The sequence below is a fragment of the Methylobacterium currus genome, assembly GCF_003058325.1.
Lineage (GTDB): Bacteria > Pseudomonadota > Alphaproteobacteria > Rhizobiales > Beijerinckiaceae > Methylobacterium > Methylobacterium currus.
Genome location: NZ_CP028843.1, coordinates 2,912,689 through 2,929,431, shown reverse-complemented (window position 1 = coordinate 2,929,431; position 16,743 = coordinate 2,912,689). Strand labels below are relative to the sequence as shown.

General features: G+C 70.6%; 16 protein-coding genes. 9 read left to right on the top strand and 7 right to left on the bottom strand.

The features are described from left to right. Positions 1-32: 32 nt before the first annotated feature. From fcl to DA075_RS13660, 5 genes are all read right to left on the bottom strand, one after another. Positions 33-992, bottom strand: coding sequence for a GDP-L-fucose synthase (gene fcl / locus DA075_RS13680; RefSeq protein ID WP_099953711.1), 960 nt, complete (start codon positions 990-992; stop codon positions 33-35). Between the two features lie 103 nt (positions 993-1,095). Beyond that, positions 1,096-1,482, bottom strand: coding sequence for a GDP-mannose 4,6-dehydratase (locus DA075_RS38530; protein ID WP_099953710.1), 387 nt, complete (start codon positions 1,480-1,482; stop codon positions 1,096-1,098). 368 nt (positions 1,483-1,850) lie between these two features. After that, on the bottom strand, positions 1,851-2,366 hold the full coding sequence (gene ldtR, locus DA075_RS13670; RefSeq protein ID WP_099953709.1) for a transcriptional regulator LdtR: 516 nt from the start codon (positions 2,364-2,366) through the stop codon (positions 1,851-1,853). A gap of 173 nt (positions 2,367-2,539) precedes the next feature. Beyond that, the gene (locus DA075_RS13665) at positions 2,540-3,001 is read right to left on the bottom strand and encodes a DUF6163 family protein (protein WP_099953708.1); all 462 of its coding nucleotides are present in this window, start codon (positions 2,999-3,001) and stop codon (positions 2,540-2,542) included. 2 nt (positions 3,002-3,003) lie between these two features. After that, positions 3,004-4,056, bottom strand: coding sequence for an enoyl-CoA hydratase/isomerase family protein (locus tag DA075_RS13660; RefSeq protein WP_099953707.1), 1,053 nt, complete (start codon positions 4,054-4,056; stop codon positions 3,004-3,006). A 231-nt stretch (positions 4,057-4,287) separates the two neighbouring features. Between DA075_RS13660 and hemB the strand changes: the two genes are divergently transcribed. The 4 genes from hemB to DA075_RS13640 all read left to right on the top strand — a co-directional run bounded on the left by hemB (position 4,288) and on the right by DA075_RS13640 (position 8,329). Continuing rightward, positions 4,288-5,337 carry a porphobilinogen synthase gene (gene hemB / locus DA075_RS13655; protein ID WP_099953706.1) on the top strand — a complete coding sequence of 350 codons (1,050 nt, stop codon included), beginning with the start codon at positions 4,288-4,290 and terminating at the stop codon, positions 5,335-5,337. Positions 5,338-5,390: 53 nt separating this feature from the next. Then, the gene (locus tag DA075_RS13650) at positions 5,391-5,747 is read left to right on the top strand and encodes a hypothetical protein (protein WP_244936574.1); all 357 of its coding nucleotides are present in this window, start codon (positions 5,391-5,393) and stop codon (positions 5,745-5,747) included. Between the two features lie 101 nt (positions 5,748-5,848). Continuing rightward, entirely contained in the window at positions 5,849-6,874 is a 1,026-nt protein-coding gene (locus DA075_RS13645) for a serine hydrolase domain-containing protein (protein WP_099953705.1), read from the top strand. A gap of 213 nt (positions 6,875-7,087) precedes the next feature. Continuing rightward, positions 7,088-8,329 carry a threonine ammonia-lyase gene (locus DA075_RS13640; protein ID WP_099953704.1) on the top strand — a complete coding sequence of 414 codons (1,242 nt, stop codon included), beginning with the start codon at positions 7,088-7,090 and terminating at the stop codon, positions 8,327-8,329. Positions 8,330-8,362: 33 nt separating this feature from the next. On the opposite strand, the gene DA075_RS13635 is transcribed toward DA075_RS13640, so the two are convergent. Next, entirely contained in the window at positions 8,363-9,211 is an 849-nt protein-coding gene (locus DA075_RS13635; protein WP_099953703.1) for a transporter, read from the bottom strand. Between the two features lie 256 nt (positions 9,212-9,467). Continuing rightward, positions 9,468-9,752 (bottom strand): hypothetical protein, encoded by a 285-nt coding sequence (locus DA075_RS13630; protein ID WP_123834285.1) that lies wholly within the window; start codon positions 9,750-9,752, stop codon positions 9,468-9,470. Between the two features lie 294 nt (positions 9,753-10,046). On the opposite strand from DA075_RS13630, the gene DA075_RS13625 reads away from it, so the two are divergent. From DA075_RS13625 to DA075_RS13605, 5 genes are all read left to right on the top strand, one after another. Further along, entirely contained in the window at positions 10,047-10,574 is a 528-nt protein-coding gene (locus tag DA075_RS13625; RefSeq protein ID WP_099953701.1) for an RDD family protein, read from the top strand. Positions 10,575-10,755: 181 nt separating this feature from the next. Next, on the top strand, positions 10,756-11,508 hold the full coding sequence (locus DA075_RS13620; protein ID WP_099953700.1) for an arginyltransferase: 753 nt from the start codon (positions 10,756-10,758) through the stop codon (positions 11,506-11,508). A gap of 173 nt (positions 11,509-11,681) precedes the next feature. Continuing rightward, complete coding sequence (locus DA075_RS13615) at positions 11,682-13,589, top strand: autotransporter domain-containing protein (protein ID WP_099953699.1); 1,908 nt, start codon at positions 11,682-11,684, stop codon at positions 13,587-13,589. A gap of 223 nt (positions 13,590-13,812) precedes the next feature. Continuing rightward, positions 13,813-15,123, top strand: coding sequence for an adenylosuccinate lyase (gene purB / locus DA075_RS13610; RefSeq protein WP_099953698.1), 1,311 nt, complete (start codon positions 13,813-13,815; stop codon positions 15,121-15,123). 161 nt (positions 15,124-15,284) lie between these two features. Continuing rightward, positions 15,285-16,559, top strand: a complete 1,275-nt coding sequence (locus DA075_RS13605) for an SAM-dependent methyltransferase (RefSeq protein WP_244936573.1) — start codon at positions 15,285-15,287, stop codon at positions 16,557-16,559. Positions 16,560-16,743: the final 184 nt, after the last annotated feature.

The following is a 16,743-nucleotide window of genomic DNA, read 5'->3' as shown; positions in this document are numbered from 1 at the left end:
ATGCGATCGGGCCGGGCACCGCGGGAGGGCGGCTACGCGTGCGCGTCCGTCCAGTTCGCCAGGAACCAGTCGTAGACCGCGCGGATCCCGTCATCGAGCGGGATGCGCGGCTCCCATCCCATCGCCCGGAGCCGCTCGGCGCTCATCAGCTTGCGGGGCGTCCCGTCCGGCTTGCTCGGATCGGTCGCGATCCGTCCGCGGAAGCCGACGACCTCGGCGACGATCTGCGCCAAATCGTAGATCGGGATGTCGGTGCCCGACCCGACATTGACATGGGTGTCGCCGGAATAGGTCTTGAGCAGGAACACCAGCGCGTCGGCGCAATCGTCGACGTGCAGGAACTCGCGCCGCGGCGAGCCGGTCCCCCAGATCACCAGCTCGTCGTCGCCCCGCAGCTTGGCCTCGTGCGCCTTGCGCATCAGGGCGGGCAGGACGTGGCTGCTCGCCAGGTCGAAATTGTCCTCCGGCCCGTAGAGGTTGGTCGGCATCGCCGAGATGAAGTCGCAGCCGTGCTGGCGGCGATAGGCCTGCGTGAGCTTGACCCCGGCGATCTTGGCGACCGCGTACCACTCGTTCGTCGGTTCGAGCGTGCCGGTCAGCAGCGCGTCCTCGGTGATCGGCTGGGGGGCGAATTTCGGGTAGATGCAGCTCGATCCGAGGTGGAGCAGCTTCTCGACCCCGTTGCGGCGGGCGGCCTCGATCACGTTCGAGGCGATCATCAGGTTGTTGTACAGGAAGTCGACCGGATAGCTGTTGTTGGCGAGGATCCCGCCGACCTTCGCGGCCGCGAGCACGATCGCGTCGGGGCGCGCCCGCGCCATCCAGGCCTCGGTGTCGGCCTGGCGCGTCAGGTCGACGGCATTGCGGTCGACGGTGAGGATCTCGCAGCCCTCCCCGGCGAGGCGGCGCACCACCGCGCTGCCGACCATGCCGCGGTGGCCCGCGACCCAGACGCGCTTGCCGGCGAGGGGATAGACGATCTCACTTCGCATGGCGGCCTCTCTCGGCATGACAGTGTGATTGGGCGTGGCTGCGTCGCTTGGCCTGGCGTCGCTTGGCCCGGCGTCGCTTGGCCTGGTGTCGCTCGGCTTGGGGTCACTTGCCATGGCGGCGCTGCTCCAGGGCGACGGTCTCCAGGTCGTGGCGCACCATCTCGGCGCACAGCTCCTGCCACTGGGTCTCGTGGACCCAGCCGAGCTTCTCGCGGGCCTTGGTCGGATCGCCGATCAGCAGGTCGACCTCGGTCGGCCGGAAGTAGCGCGGGTCCATCTCGACGAGGACGCGCCCGGTCCGGGCGCAGCGCCCCTGCTCCTCCACGCCCTGGTACAGGTGCTCGATCCGCCCGGTATTGAACGAGGACGAACGGCGCTTGATCCCGTGCACCACGTAGCCCTTCTGCAGCAGGATCTCCGACAGATAGGCACCGTCCTTCCCCTTCACCCCCGTGATCAAGGCCACTTTCTTCGATCGATCGACTGCCATGGGCCGCCCATTGGATTACCTACGTATTTCCAAAATTATATTGGAGATACGACTTCAATGGCAACCCGATGCGCCGCATTTGGATACGCATGACATCTTGACGCATCGATGTTCGTCTACGTACGAAGAAGTCGATCCTTGAGTTTCGCTGTCTCAGTACTTTGCGTGAGTGCGGCACGACGCCGCCCCGCGCGGCTGGGGTGCGGAGACCGAGCTGGCAGCGTGGCTCGGAGGCGATCCGATGTGGCGGATCGGCTGAAAATCCCCCACGTCATCCCGGGCTCTCGCCCTTCGGCGAGCCTCGGGATGACGTGGAGGGACGTGACCCTGTGCACGAGAACGACCAGACCGATCGATCGCCCAACCTCTCAAAGGCGGTAGCGGATCTGGTCGGTCCAGAAGCGCTCGAGCCGGGCGAGCGCCTGGTTGAGGCGGCCGAAATCGTCCTCGGAGATGCCGCCGATCGGCTGGATGGTCTTGGCGTGCTTGTCGTAGAGCCCGCGGACGATCTCGTGCACCTCGCGGCCCTTCTCGGTGAGGCTGATGCGGACCGAGCGGCGGTCGGTCTTCGAGCGGGCGTGATGCAGGTAGCCGGTCTCGACCAGCTTCTTGACGTTGTACGAGACGTTCGAGCCGAGATAGTAGCCGCGGGTGCGCAGCTCGCTCGCGGTCAGCTCCTTGTCGCCGATATTGTAGAGGAGCAGAGCCTGGACGCTGTTGACGTCCTCGCGGCCGCGGCGCTCGAACTCGTCCTTGATCACGTCGAGGAGCCGGCGGTGCAGCCGCTCGACCAGGTGGAGCGCCTCGAGGTAGTGGGGGCGCACGGCGGTCTCGGTCTCGGGAGCGGAGATCGTCTGCGCCACCTTCGTCGCCTGGGTCTTCATCGGAACGCCTCACTCTGTACGGGGATGCTCGGCGGTGTCTCCCGCTCCGCTTATGGGTTCAAATTAGGCGGACCCCGTGAATGTGAGTTTAAACGACAGGATAAATTCTCGATTTACCTCTGTCGGTAAACCGAAGATGAACCCAATCATTCACTTTCGAGAAAGGTTGAGAATCAGCGTAGTTCGCGCGAGGCCAGCCAAGAGACCGTGAAGTAGACCAGGATGATCATGCCGTCGAAGGCGAGGCTCGGGAGCGACATCGGCAGGAGCTGCGGGGTGAGCAGGGCGAGCACGATCGCCGAGGTGGCGGCGAGAAGCCAGACCACCCCGCCCCAGGCGGTGGCGAGCCACAGGCCCACCGCCGCCAGCAGGTTGATGACGCCGAAATAGACGATCACCGCCTGCCGGCCGATCGGCGCGGTCTCGAACGGCGCGGCGTTGGGGCGGGCGCCCAGGATCTCGGCCCAGGCGCTAAGGCCCTTGACCATCCAGACCACCGCCACGACCCGCATCAGCCAGACCAGCACCACGTCCCAGCGCGTCTCGGGCCGCGGGGCCCGGCGCTCGATGCGGTCGGACGCCTCCTCGGGGCCGGCGCGCCGGGGGCCGCCCCGGACCTTGCTGAGCGAGCGCATGGTCAGGTGAAGCTCGGCTCGCCGGGCATCGGCTCGAAGTGGGCCTCGATGTCGCCGGGCCTCACGGCCTCCAGGGTGGCGGGCTGCCAGTCCGGCTTTCCGTCCCGGTCGATCAGCACGGAGCGCACGCCCTCGTAGAAGTCGTGCCCGCGCAGGATCCGGCACAGGATGCGGTATTCGAGCCGCATCGCCTCCGGGAAGGACAGGGAGGCGCCGCGGCGCATCTGCGCCAGCGCCAGGGTGAGGCTCGTGGGCGAGCGGGTGCGGATCGTCGCGGCGGTTTTCTGCGCGAACGCCGACCCGGCGCCGTCGAGGCGCGCCAGCACCTCCGCGACGCTGTCGGCCGAGAAGCAGGATTCGATCAGCGCCCGCTCGGCGTGGAGCGGGCCGGGGGCCGGGATCTCATGCGCGCCGATCGCCTGATCGATCGGCTGCCCCTCGCTGAGCGCGTCGCGGATCGCCTCGAATTGCGCGGCGGGGGCAGCATGGGTGGCGAGGCCGAAGGCGAGGACGTCGCCCTGGCCGATCCGCTCGCCGGTGAGCGCCAGATAGGTGCCGACGAAGCCCGGCAGCCGCGGCAGGGCATAGGTGGCGCCGACATCCGGGAAGAAACCGATGCCGGTCTCGGGCATCGCGAAAGCCGTGCGCTCCGCCGCGACCCGGTGCGAGCCGTGCAGCGACACGCCGACGCCGCCGCCCATGACGATGCCGTCGATCAGCGCGATGTAGGGCTTCGGGTAGCGCTGGATCAGCGCGTCGAGCTCGTATTCCTCGCGGAAGAAGCTCTGGGCCTCGGCATACTTCCCGGCGCTCCCCTCCTCGTGGATGCGGCGGATGTCGCCGCCGGCGCAGAAGGCGCGCTCGCCGGCGCCCTGCACCACCACCCGGGTCACCGCGGGGTCCGCCGCCCAGGCATCGAGGGCGCGGCGCATGGCGCGCACCATCTCGAGGGTGAGGGCGTTGAGGGCCTTGGGCCGGTTCAGGGTGATGAGCCCGGCCGCGCCCCGCCGCTCGCACAGAACCGCGCTCTCCGCCGTCACGCCCGCGTCGCTCATGATGCACCCTCCCGGTTAAGGGCGGTTAACCGGGCGCAACCCGCCGCGTCAACGGCACGGGGCGTCTCGGTCGCGCGGCACTGCCGCCAGCGACCCTGCCATGCGTCCGATTTCGTTCTCCGCCCCTCCGCCCGGGTTCTGGCGCCGCCCGGACTGTGCTACCTCCGGATTGGACGAATTCGACGCTGAATAGGCCCGCGCGGAGCGGGCCGCGAGGAGGCCCGACCCCGGATGTCGCAGATCCAGCCGATGCCCCGGCCGCTCGCCAGGGAAGCCGCCCGGACCGAACCGGCCTCCCTCGGGCTCACCCAGCGCCCGCGGCGCAACCGCAAGGCCGAATGGTCGCGCCGCCTGGTGCGCGAGACCACGCTGACCGTCGACGATCTGATCTGGCCGGTCTTCCTGATCGAGGGCGAGAGCCGGCGCGAGCCGGTCGCCTCGATGCCGGGCGTCGAGCGCCTCTCGGTCGACGAGGCGGTGCGGGCGGCGGAGCGCGCTGCCACGTTGCGCATCCCGGCGATCTCGTTCTTCCCCTTTGTCGAGCCGTCCCTGCGCGACGCGACCGGCTCCGAGGCGCTCAACCGCAACAACCTGGTCTGCCGCGCCGTGCGGGCGGTGAAGAAGGCGGTGCCGGAGATCGGCATCATCACCGACGTCGCCCTCGACCCCTATACCAGCCACGGCCATGACGGCCTCCTGGAGGATGGGGTCATCGTCAACGACGAGACGGTGGCGCTCCTCGTCGAGCAGAGCCTGATCCAGGCCGAGGCCGGCACCGACGTCATCGCCCCCTCCGACATGATGGACGGGCGGGTCGGGGCGATCCGGGCCGGGCTCGACCGGGCCGGGCACCGCGACGTGCAGATCATGACCTATGCGGCGAAGTATGCGAGCGCCTTCTACGGCCCGTTCCGCGACGCGATCGGCACCAACGCCACGCTGGTGGGCGACAAGCGCACCTACCAGATGGATGCCGGCAACACCGACGAGGCCCTGCGCGAGGTCGCCCTCGACCTCGACGAGGGCGCCGATTCGGTGATGGTCAAGCCGGGGATGCCGTATCTCGACGTGATCCGCCGGGTGAAGGAGTCCTTCTCGGTCCCGACCTTCGCCTACCAGGTCTCGGGCGAGTACGCGATGATCGCGGCCGCCGCCCAGAACGGCTGGCTCGACGGCGAGCGCGCCATGATGGAGAGCCTGGCCGCGTTCAAGCGGGCCGGCGCCGACGGCGTCTTCACCTACTTCGCTCCCCGGGTCGCCGAGCGGCTGCGCCAAGGGTGAGTCTGGGAAGAGTGAGTCTGGGAAGGGTGTGTCTGGGACGGCGGGCGAGGCTCGTGAGTCTCGCCGCCCTCCTCGGCCTCGGCGCCTGCGCCAGTACGCCCGATGCCGAGCAGGCCCGGATCTGCCGGCGGGCCCTGCCGACCCTGGTACCGGCGGGATCCCGCGTCGCGGTCCTGCGCGAGGCCGCCGGGCCGCAGGAGCGCAGCATCCGCATCGACTTCTCGCAGGAGCGCGACGGCCGCAGCCCGCTGCCGCGCTACGCGATCTGCCAGTTCTCCGGGATGAGCCGCACCGACCTCTCGGGGCTGACGAGCGACCGCGGCCCGCTCGGCGGCGCGGCGCTCTACCTGCTCAAGCACTACTACCTCGATACGCCGGATGCGGCGCTCGCCGAGCCGGGGGCGGGCTGATCCCATCGGGATCGCATCCCGGCGTCCCCGACAGCACGATCCTTGACCTTACGGCACCGAATCGGGACTTCTCTGCCGACTCGGACGGAGATCGTCTTACCGTGCGCTACGCCTGGCTGCTGCTGTTCACGCTCGTTGCGGTCCGGGTGCAGGCGGCGCCCGCCGCCGAATGGACCCGCGCGCCGGCCGCCGCCTCGGAATGGTCGTCGGCGAAGCTCGCCGAAGCGACCGATTACGCCAAGGCCCATAACGTCACGGCGCTGATGGTCGTCCGGCACGGCGAGGTCGTCGTCGAATGGGGGGACACGACGAAACCTACCGAGCTCGCCTCGGTCCGCAAGAGCCTGCTCAGCGCGCTCGTCGGACTCGCCGTGCACCGGCATCAGATCGACCTCGACGCGACCCTCGACCGGCTCGGCATCGACGACACCGTCCCCGCCCTCTCGGCCGAGGAGAAACGGGCGACGGTGCGGATGCTGCTGGAGGCCCGCTCGGGCATCTACCACCCGGCCCTGTCCGAGACGGCGGGCATGGCGGCCCGGCGCCCGCCCCGGTTCAGCCACGCGCCGGGAACGTTCTGGTACTACAACAACTGGGATTTCAACGCCCTCGGCACGATCTACGAGCGCGCCGCCGGCACCTCGATCCACCAGGCCTTCGCGCGGGAGATCGCCCGCAAGATCGGCATGCAGGATTACGATCCGGCCGCGCAGCGTTACGTCCGGGGCGCCGCGTCCCTCCACCCCACCTACCCGTTCCGGATGAGCGCACGGGACCTCGCCCGCTTCGCCCTGCTGTTCCTCGACGGCGGGCGCTGGAACGGCACGCCGGTAATTCCGGCCGAGTGGGTGCGGGAAAGCACCCGTCCCCATTCCGACGCCGACTGGGATTTCGGCTACGGTTACCTCTGGTGGACGGCCGACGCGCCGACGCCAAGGGAGAACCTGCTGCGCCTGCCCGCCGGATCGTACTTCGCCTGGGGCGCGGGCGGACAATACGCCATCGTGATCCCGGCGGAGGACCTCGTCATTGTCGAGCGGACCGACCGGGACCGCCACCTCGCGCATCCGAAGCCGCCGGAGGTCGCCCATCTCGTGGAGCTGATCCGGGCCGCATGCCGGCCGTGAGCCGAGTTTCCCCAGCCGAGTCTCGCCCGCCGAGTCTCGACTGCCAAGTCTCGACCGCCAAGTCTCGACCGTGGCGGGCGGCCGCCCGTCGTGTCCCGCTTCGCGTCGCCCTCGTCGCCCGCTTTTTTCGCACCGGCCCGGCCCAGGTGATGCTGCGGCCGTTCTCGGCCGGCGGAAGGGCGGATAGACTGGCGGCCTGCCGGAGGCCCCTTCTTGAGCCAGCCCTACGCCATCACCCCGGACGACGTCGTCCGAGCCGCCCACACCATCCGCGGCCACGTGCTGCGCACGCCGCTGGTGCCGGCGCCGCGCCTGTCGGAGCTGACCGGGGCGCGGGTCCTCGTCAAGCACGAGAACATGCAGGCGACCGGCGCCTTCAAGGAGCGCGGCGCGGTCAACCGCCTGAGCGCCCTGACCGAGGCCGAGCGCCGCCGCGGCGTGGTGGCGATGTCGGCCGGCAACCATGCCCAGGCCGTGGCCTACCACGCGCGGCGCCTCGGCATCCCGGCCACCATCGTGATGCCGGCCACGACCCCGCTGGTGAAGGTCGAGAACACCCGCGCCCACGGCGCCACCGTCGTGCTGGAGGGCGAGACGCTGGTGGAATCGGCAGCCGCCGTGGACCGCCTGGTCGAGACGCACGGCTTCGTGCTGGTCCATCCTTACGACGATCCCCTGGTGATGGCCGGCCAGGGCACGATCGCCCTCGAGATGCTGGAGGATGCCCCCGACCTCGACGGCCTGGTGGTGCCGATCGGCGGCGGCGGGCTGATGAGCGGCATCGCGATCGGTGCGAGCCTGCGGCCGCGGGTGGCTCTCTACGGGGTCGAGGCCGCGCTCTACCCGTCCTTCCTCAACGCCATCGACGGGCAGGAGCGACCGATCGGCGGGCCGACCCTGGCCGAGGGCATCGCCGTCAAGACCGTCGGCCATCTCACCCTGCCGATCATCCGCGACCTCGTGCGCGAGATCGTCCTCGTCGACGAGCCGCAGATCGAGCGGGCGGTGCACGACTACGCCACGCTCCAGCGCAGCCTCGCCGAGGGCGCGGGCGCGGCGGGCCTCGCGGCCCTGCTGGCCCGGCCCGACCTGTTCGCCGGCCGCACCGTGGGTCTCGTTCTGTGCGGCGGCAACATCGACGCGCGGCTCCTCGCCTCCGTGATGGTGCGCGAGCTGGAGCGTGAGGACCGCATCATCTCGTTCCGGATGACCGCGAGCGACCGGCCCGGCGTGCTCGGCCGGGTGGCCGGGCGCCTCGGCGAGCTCGGCGCCAACATCCTGGAGGTCTCGCATGGCCGCCTCCACCTCGACGTGCCGGCAAAAAGCGTCTCGATCGACGTGACGATCGAGACGCGCGGGCCGGGCCACACCGCCGAGATCCTCGAGACGCTCAGCCGCGAGGGGCTGGAGCCGCGGCGGATCGGGCCGCACGGGAATGCGGCGTCGGGGGGCTGACCCCGGCGCACATCGCTGCCCGCCGCTCGCGGATCAGCGCGTCTGCTCCCGCGTCAGCAGCGTGCGGTCGGGCGCGGCCTCCTGCTTGTCCTGGTACAGGGGCACGATCGCGCGCAGCCATGCCCGCGTGTCGCGGCCGCCGTAATTGCGCGCGATCACGTCGCGGGTGACGAAAGCCTGGAGGTTCACCGGACCGAAATTGTACCCGACCAGCCCGCCGACCGCGACCTGTCCCTGCGAGCGATACCCCGCGACACCCGTCGGCAGGTCGGTGGAGCCGAAGGCGACCGCGCCGAGCTGCCACTTGCCAAAGTTGCGGGTCGCGGTCAGGTCGAGGTTCATGTAGTCCGGATAGGCCGCCACGCCCGGAGGTGGCTTGTCGCCGAGGAAATGGCCGTAGAACAGGTGCGCGGTCACGTTCCAGTCGTTGCCGACATAGCTGAGCGCGAAGCGGTGCGTCAGCGACGAGGCCTGGGTCGTGAAGCCGGTCCGGCTGGGCAGGTAGCCGCCGAGCAGGTAGCTGAAGCCGACATCGCCGCCGAGATCCCAGGCGAGCTGGCCGGCGATCAGCGGCTGGCCGAAGCCGCTCTGCCAGTCGCTGTCCTGGGGGCCGACCGCCGAGTAGGGCACGCCGGCGAAGAGCTGCAGCCGGCCGCCGGCGATATCCCAGGGCGTCGCCCAGGCCAGGGTCGTCGTGTTGACGTTCAGCGGCGTCACCCCCGGGCTCGTCTGGCGGACGCCGAAATTCGTCGCGGTGATCCAGTAGAGGCCGTGCGGGATCTGTGCGCCGACCGGCAGCCCCGATGACTGCCCGGGCTGCGCGGCGGAGCCGGCCGCGGCCGGGCCGGATACCCCCAGGGCGAGGCCGGCGGCGGCGAGCACCCGCCGGAGCGGAGGCCGCGACCTCGCGCCGGCCGTCTCCCCCCGGCGGGACGCCCCGCGGGAGTCCTTGCCGCCATCCCTCCGCAGCACGCCCGCGGGCGCGCCGCTCCGGCCCCCGCCACGGCCCGACTGCCGGAACCTTGAACGTGATCCCGAATACGGCTTCCCCACGCGCGTCTCCCCCTATCGTGCCATTGCGAACTCGCGACCCGTGTCGTCCGCCGGCCCCGATCGGGGGCCGGAGGGACGTGGCAGCTCAGCGCCGCCCAGGCTGCGCCGCCCAGGCCGGCACGCCGGTGCCGCGAGGGAGGAGCCGGGTGGCCGGATCAGCCGTCATCGGCGCGCCGAGCAGCTGCCCGGTGCCGCGTGCCTGCGAATGCGCGGAGCGCGGGTCGTGGTAGGGGTGGTGGACGTAGCTGCTCATATGCGCGCCGCCCGCCGGCATGCGTCCATCCCCGCCGCCATCGGCCCGGACCGCGCCCGCGAGAAGGGGCAGGGCCAGAGTGGCGGCAACCAGTGTGGTGAGTATGCGTGTCCTCATCGATTCATCCTCGATCCGGGGCACAATTCCCGTGAGCAGGAACCTGCCTGTTCCATATCGAGAACCTGAAATACAACGTCATTGATTGATGTGCGCACACGCACATCAATTATATCCAAATTTAATCCCGGCAACTCTACCGGGCGGTGCGTAGCGGCACATGCCGGTCCGGGACTTGATCCGGTCCGGGATGACGCAGATGCGAGATCCGCCGATGCCCGCGACCGCACCCTTGAGCCGGAGCACGCCTGCGCCCACCTTATCGAAGCGGGCGAACAGGCGGAGGCGGATGCGATGGCGAATTCCTGGCAAGGCGGGCCCTCTGGCGGCCCCTATCAGGGCAGCCCCTACCAGCAGGGCACGATCCCCCCGTCCGGCTCCGGCTGGGCCGGGCCGCCGGTGCTGGTGGCGCATGGCTCGCTGTCGCGGCGCTTCATCGCCTACCTGCTCGACATCGTGTTCATCTTCGGCTTCAGCTGCCTCTTGTGGCTGGCGATCTCGTTCCTCGGAGTCATCACCTTCGGGGTCGCCTGGGCGCTCTACGCGATCCTGCCGGCGAGCGGCGTCCTCTACAGCGCAATCACGGTCGGCGGGTCGCGCCAGAGCACCCTCGGCATGCGGATGATGGGCCTGCGGGCGGTGCGGGCGACGACCGGCGGGCCGGTCGACTGGATCACGGCGGCTGTGCACGCGCTCCTGTTCTACGTCGCGCTGTCGACCTTCCTGCTCTGGCTCCTCGATATCGGCATCGGCGTGCTGCGGGCCGACCGGCGCATGGGCCACGACCTCATCCTCGATCTCGCGATCGTCCGCGAGGCATGAACGCATCTCGGGCACACGCCCAAGGCAGCACAGTCTGAGGCTGCAACCTTCGGCCTCGGTCGCGCTTAAATCTCAGGATTTCGCACCGGGGCGGTCCGTGCCTGTTGAGGCGGGCCGCGCCGGTGCTATCCTGGCCTTCCCGGCACACGCGCCGGCCCCCTGCCTGCGAGACCAACGAAGCGTGACCAGCCATCCGCGGGACGCACCGCAGTTCTACCTCACGGCGCCCTCGCCGTGCCCCTACCTGCCCGGGCAGCAGGAGCGGAAGGTGTTCACGCATCTCGTCGGCCGGCGCGCCCGCGACCTCAACGAGATCCTGACCCAGGGGGGCTTCCGCCGCTCGCAGACCATCGCCTACCGGCCGGCCTGCGAGACCTGCCGCGCCTGCATCTCGGTGCGGGTGGTGGTGGACGACTTCTCGCCCAGCGACAGCCAGCGCCGGGTGCTGAAGCGCAACCGCGACCTCGTCGGCCAGGCCCAGGCCAACCGCCCGGCCTCGGAGCAATACGCGCTCTTTCGCCGCTACCTCGACGCGCGCCACGGCGACGGCGGCATGGTCGACATGACGGTGCTCGACTACGCCATGATGGTCGAGGACAGCCACGTCGAGACCCATCTGGTGGTCTACCGCAAGCGCGGCCCGGACACGGCGATCAACGGCCGGGGCACCGGTGCGCCGATCGCCGTCTGCCTCACCGACGTGCTCTCCGACGGGCTGTCGATGGTGTACTCGTTCTACGATCCGGCGGAGGCCGAGCGCTCGCTCGGGACCTTCATGATCCTCGACCATATCGAGCGCGCCCGCAGCCTCGGCCTGCCCTACCTCTACCTGGGCTACTGGGTCGAGGGCTCGCGCAAGATGCAGTACAAGGCGAAGTTCACCCCCCAGGAACGGCTGATGCCCAACGGCTGGGCCCGGGTGGAGGAGTCCTGACGGCGGGGACGTCCCGGCCCCGGGGAGACTGTCGCGGCCGGGCAACAGGCCGGCTGCCTCATCTTCTCCCCATCGTAACCCGACCGCCGGAAGCTTGACCGGACCGGCCCCGGCCTGCCCCATGATGACCCAAAAGCGGCGCGGCGACGCTGCGGGGCCTCGGGGGACACACCATGGACACGGGTTTCGGACGCCTGCGGCGGGCGGGCATGGCCACGGCGCTCCTCGCCGGCACGGCGCTGGCGGGCGCGCAGGGCGCCGCCGCGCAGGGCGCCGCCGCGCAGGGGGTGAGCGGGCTCACGGTCTTCGGCGACAGCTACGCCGATACCGGCAATGTCGTGCGCCTCACCGGCCGTCCCCTCCCCGCCCCTTACGTGAACGGCCGCTACTCCAACGGCGCCAACTTCGTCGATGGGCTGCAGGCGATCTACGGCCTGCCCGATTCCGCCGTGACCAACTACGCCGTCGGCGGCGCCCAGACCGGCACCGGCAATGTCGGCTCGGCCCTGCTGCCGGGCCTGACCCAGGAGGTGGCGACCTTCCTGGCGAGCGGGCAGCGCCTCGGCCCCGGCAACCTCGTCGCCATCAACATCGGCGGCAATGACGGCATTGCGGCGACGCTCGCCGGGCTGACCCCGGCCCAGGCGCCCCTCCTCGGCCGGGTCTCGGCGGCGAATGCCGTCGGCAGCGTCGGCCAGCTCGTCGGTGCCGGCGCCGGCACGATCGTGTTCAACGGCTTCACCACCCTGAACGGCCTGCCGCGGGTGGCGGCCTCCGGCAACGCCGCCTCGGGCGACCTCTTCGCGCGCTCCTATTTCGACGGGTTGCAGGCCGGCCTCGCGCCCTATTCGGCCGCCGGCACCCGGATCTTCCTCCTCGACAACGGCCAGATCTTCCAGCGCATCATCGCCGATCCGGGCCGCTACGGCTTCACGAACGCCACGGCTCCTTGCGCCCTCGTCGCCGCCTGCCTCACGGCACCGAAGGCGGTGCAGAACACCTTCCTGTCCCTCGACGGCGTGCACCTGACCGAGGGCGGCTACCTCGTCCTGTCGCGCTACATGGCGAATGCCGTGGCGGCGCCAAACGGCATCGCCGCCCAGGCCGAGCTCGGCCAGATCGGCACGACGAGCTTCGCCGCGAGCCTCCTGCAGCGCCTCGACGCCTACCGGCTCTTCGCCCCCGGCCCCGGCGAGGCGACGGGGGCTCTCGGCACCACCGGCGTCGCGCCGCTGGGCGCAGCCCCGAGCCCGCTGATCGTGTGGGGCCAGGGCGGTTACGCCGGCGGCAGCCGGGCGACGCGGGGCTTCGCCACCGGCTACGATTACGACAGCCCGAGCGGCACGATCGGGCTCGAGGCCACGCCGGCCCCGGGCGTGCGCTTCGGCTTCGCCTTCAACTACGCCAACCCGCACGCCAACCTCCGGGGCGGCGCCGGCTCGATCGACATCGACAGCTACGGCTTTGCCGCCTACGGGTCGTTCACGGCGACCCACCTCTTCGCCGACGCGGTCCTGGCCTATGGCCGGCACGATTATGCCGTGACCCGTCCGGGCGTGATCGACCCGCTGAATGGCGCCACCGGCGGCGACAGCGTCGCGGTGGCGGCCAAGGCCGGCTACCTGTTCGACACCTTCGGGCCGGTCCGCCTCGGGCCGATCGTCGGCCTCACCTACGCCACCACCCGGGTCGGCGCCTATACCGAGCGGGGCGACCCGGTGCTCACGCAAGTCGTCGGCGCCACCGGCCTCGACTCGCTGGTCGGCCGCGCCGGAATCCAGCTGCGCGCCGCACCCGTCAGCCTCGTCGGCCTGCCGGTCAGGACCTTCGTCAACGTCACCGCCGAGCACGAATTCCTGGACGGCGGCCGCACGCTGGTGACCTCCCTCACCTCGACCCCGCTCCTGCCGATCCTGACCCCGCTCGGCCGCGGGGCGCGGGGCACCTACGGCCTCGTCGAGGCGGGGCTTGCCGCCGACGTGACCCCGGGCGTGAGCCTGACGCTCACCGGCGGCACCACCTTCGCCCGGACGGGCGGGGACGGCTACGCGGTGAATGGCGGGCTGACGATGCGGTTCTAGACCCTCGCCTCCCTGCCGCCTGCTCGGGGCTGCCGTGGCGGACGGCGCCCCGCCACGCCTGGGACGAGGGCGGCGGGGACGCCCCAGCAACGCGCCGGACGGTCCGAGGGACGGCCTGCGCACGATGCCGGCCGGCAAGGCCCCTTCCGCTTCCTTGCCTTCTCGCCCCGCATCCCATAGCCGTCGCGGCATCCCACCCCGCTCGTGAGCAGGAGCCCCGACGATGATCCCCCGCTACAGCCGGCCCGAGATGACGGCGATCTGGTCGCCGGAGACGCGTTTCCGGATCTGGTTCGAGATCGAGGCCCATGCCACCACGGCGCTGGCCGAGATCGGCGTCGTGCCGAAGGAAGCCGCCGAGACGGTGTGGGAGAAGGGCCGCGACGCGGTGTTCGACGTCGCGCGCATCGACGAGATCGAGCGCGTCACCAAGCACGACGTGATCGCGTTCCTGACCCATCTCGCCGAGATCGTCGGGCCCGAGGCGCGCTTCGTCCACCAGGGCATGACCTCGTCGGACGTGCTCGACACCTGCCTCAACGTGCAGCTCGTCCGCGCCGCCGACCTGCTCATCGCCGATATCGACGGGCTGCTCGGCGCGCTGAAGCGCCGGGCCTTCGAGCACAAGCTCACCCCGACCATCGGCCGCTCGCACGGCATCCATGCCGAGCCGGTCACCTTCGGGCTCAAGCTCGCCCAGGCCTTCGCCGAGTTTACCCGTGCCCGGGCCCGCCTGGTGGCGGCACGGGAAGAGGTCGCGACCTGCGCCATCTCGGGCGCCGTCGGCACCTTCGCCAATATCGACCCGCGGGTCGAGGAGTACGTCGCCGAGAAGATGGGGCTGACGCCGGAGCCGGTCTCGACCCAGGTCATCCCGCGCGACCGCCACGCGATGTTCTTCGCGGTGCTCGGCGTCGTCGCCTCGTCGATCGAGCGGCTGGCGATCGAGGTGCGCCACCTGCAGCGCACCGAGGTGCTGGAAGCGGAAGAGTACTTCTCCGAGGGCCAGAAGGGCTCCTCGGCGATGCCGCACAAGCGCAACCCGGTGCTGACCGAGAACCTGACCGGGCTCGCCCGCATGGTCCGCTCCTATGCGCTCCCGGCGATGGAGAACGTGGCGCTCTGGCACGAGCGCGACATCTCGCATTCCTCGGTCGAGCGGATGATCGGCCCGGACGCCACGATCACCCTCGATTTCGCGCTGGCCCGCCTCACCGGCGTGATCGACAAGCTGCTGGTCTACCCTGAGCAGATGCAGCGCAACCTCGACCGGCTCGGCGGCCTCGTCCACTCGCAAAGGGTGCTGCTGGCGCTGACGCAGGCCGGCGTGTCGCGCGAGGACGCCTACCGGCTGGTGCAGCGCAACGCGATGCCGGTCTGGCGCGGCGAGGGCGACTTCCTCACCCTGTTGCAGGCCGATCGTGAGGTCACTGCGGCGCTCAAGCCCGAGGCGATCGCCGAGTGCTTCGACCTCGGCTACCACCTCAAGCATGTCGACACGATCTTCCGGCGCGTCTTCGGCGCGTCCGAGTAAGGAGACGGGTCGGGCGCGGCATTGCGCCCGACCACAGGGCTGGCCCGCGAAAGATGCAGGGCCCACAGTGACTTGCGCCGAGCCGGCGACCTTGACGCCATGATGCTGCAGCGCGACTTCTCACAGCGGGGGAGCATCTTCGTGTCTCACGAGGTGGCGGCGTGGTCCTCGATCATCTGCTGGAGACGGCGTTCCGCGTCAGCGGCCTGAGCGGCACCCTGACGGTGACGATGGCGGGCGGCCGCCGCTTCCGCGCCGGCGACGGCGACGGCCCCGAAGCGGCGATCCGTTTCGCCGACGCGGCGGCCGAGCGCGAGCTGCTCCTCGATCCGGAGCTGAAATTCGGCGAGCTCTTCACCGACGGCCGCCTGATTCTCGAAGTCGGCAGCCTGCCGGAGCTGCTGGCGGTGCTGCTCGGACGCAATCACGGCGAGCCGTCCTTGCGGCAGGTGCGGGCGCTCGCTACCCTGCGCCGCCTCGGCCGCCGGATCGCCGGCCGCAACACGCTGCTGCGCGCGCGCCGCAACGTCGAGCGCCACTACGACCTCGACGACCGGCTCTACGCCCTCTTCCTCGACGCCGACCGGCTCTATTCCTGCGCCTATTACGCGACGCCCGGGATGAGCCTCGAAGAGGCGCAAACGGCCAAGATGCGCCACATCGCGGCCAAGCTCCTCGCCGGTCCGGGCCAGCGGGTGCTCGATATTGGCTGCGGCTGGGGGGCGCTCGGCCTCTACCTCGCGGAGGTGGCGGGGTGCGCGTCGGTCCGCGGCATCACGCTGTCGGCCGAGCAGCACCGGGTGGCGCAGGCGCGGGCGGCGGAGCGCGACCTGTCGGGCCGCGTGCGTTTCGCGCTCGAGGATTACCGCACCCTCCAGGGCAGCTTCGACCGCATCGTCTCGGTCGGCATGTTCGAGCATGTCGGCCCGGCCCACTACGATGCCTTCTTCCGCACCGCCCGCGACCGCCTCGCCGAGGACGGGGTGATGCTCCTGCACACGATCGGCCGCACCGGCGTGCCCTGGCCGACCAATCCGTGGATCACCCGCTACATCTTCCCCGGCGGCCACCTGCCGACCCTGTCCGAGATGATGCCGGCGATCGAGCGCGCCGGGCTGATGCTCGCCGATGTCGAGGTGCTGCGGCTGCACTACGCCGAGACCTTGAGCGCCTGGCGCGCCCGCTTCCTCGCCCACCGCGAGAAGGCCGCCGCCCTCTACGACGAGCGCTTCTGCCGGATGTGGGAGTGGTATTTGGCGAGTGCCGAGGCCGCCTTCCGGTACGAGGACGCGGTGGTGTTCCAGCTCCAGCTCACCCGCCGCAACGACGTGGTGCCGCTGACGCGGGACTACGTCGCGGAGGCCGAGGTGCGGTTGCGGCGGGCCGAGGAGGAGGTGGCGCGGGGGGAAGTCGAGCCCGTGCGGGTGGCGGGGTGAGACGACGCCTGACCTTCGGGATCGAATGCCTTCGCAAGTCGACTCACCGTCCTCGGCGTCATCCCGGGTTCTCGGCTGAGCCGAGCCCCGCGATGACGGAGCGACACGCCAAGGGGTAGCCCGTCCGATCGACGAAACCGAGCGGGCAACGTCTCATACCATCGCGCTTTCGCATCGACACGTC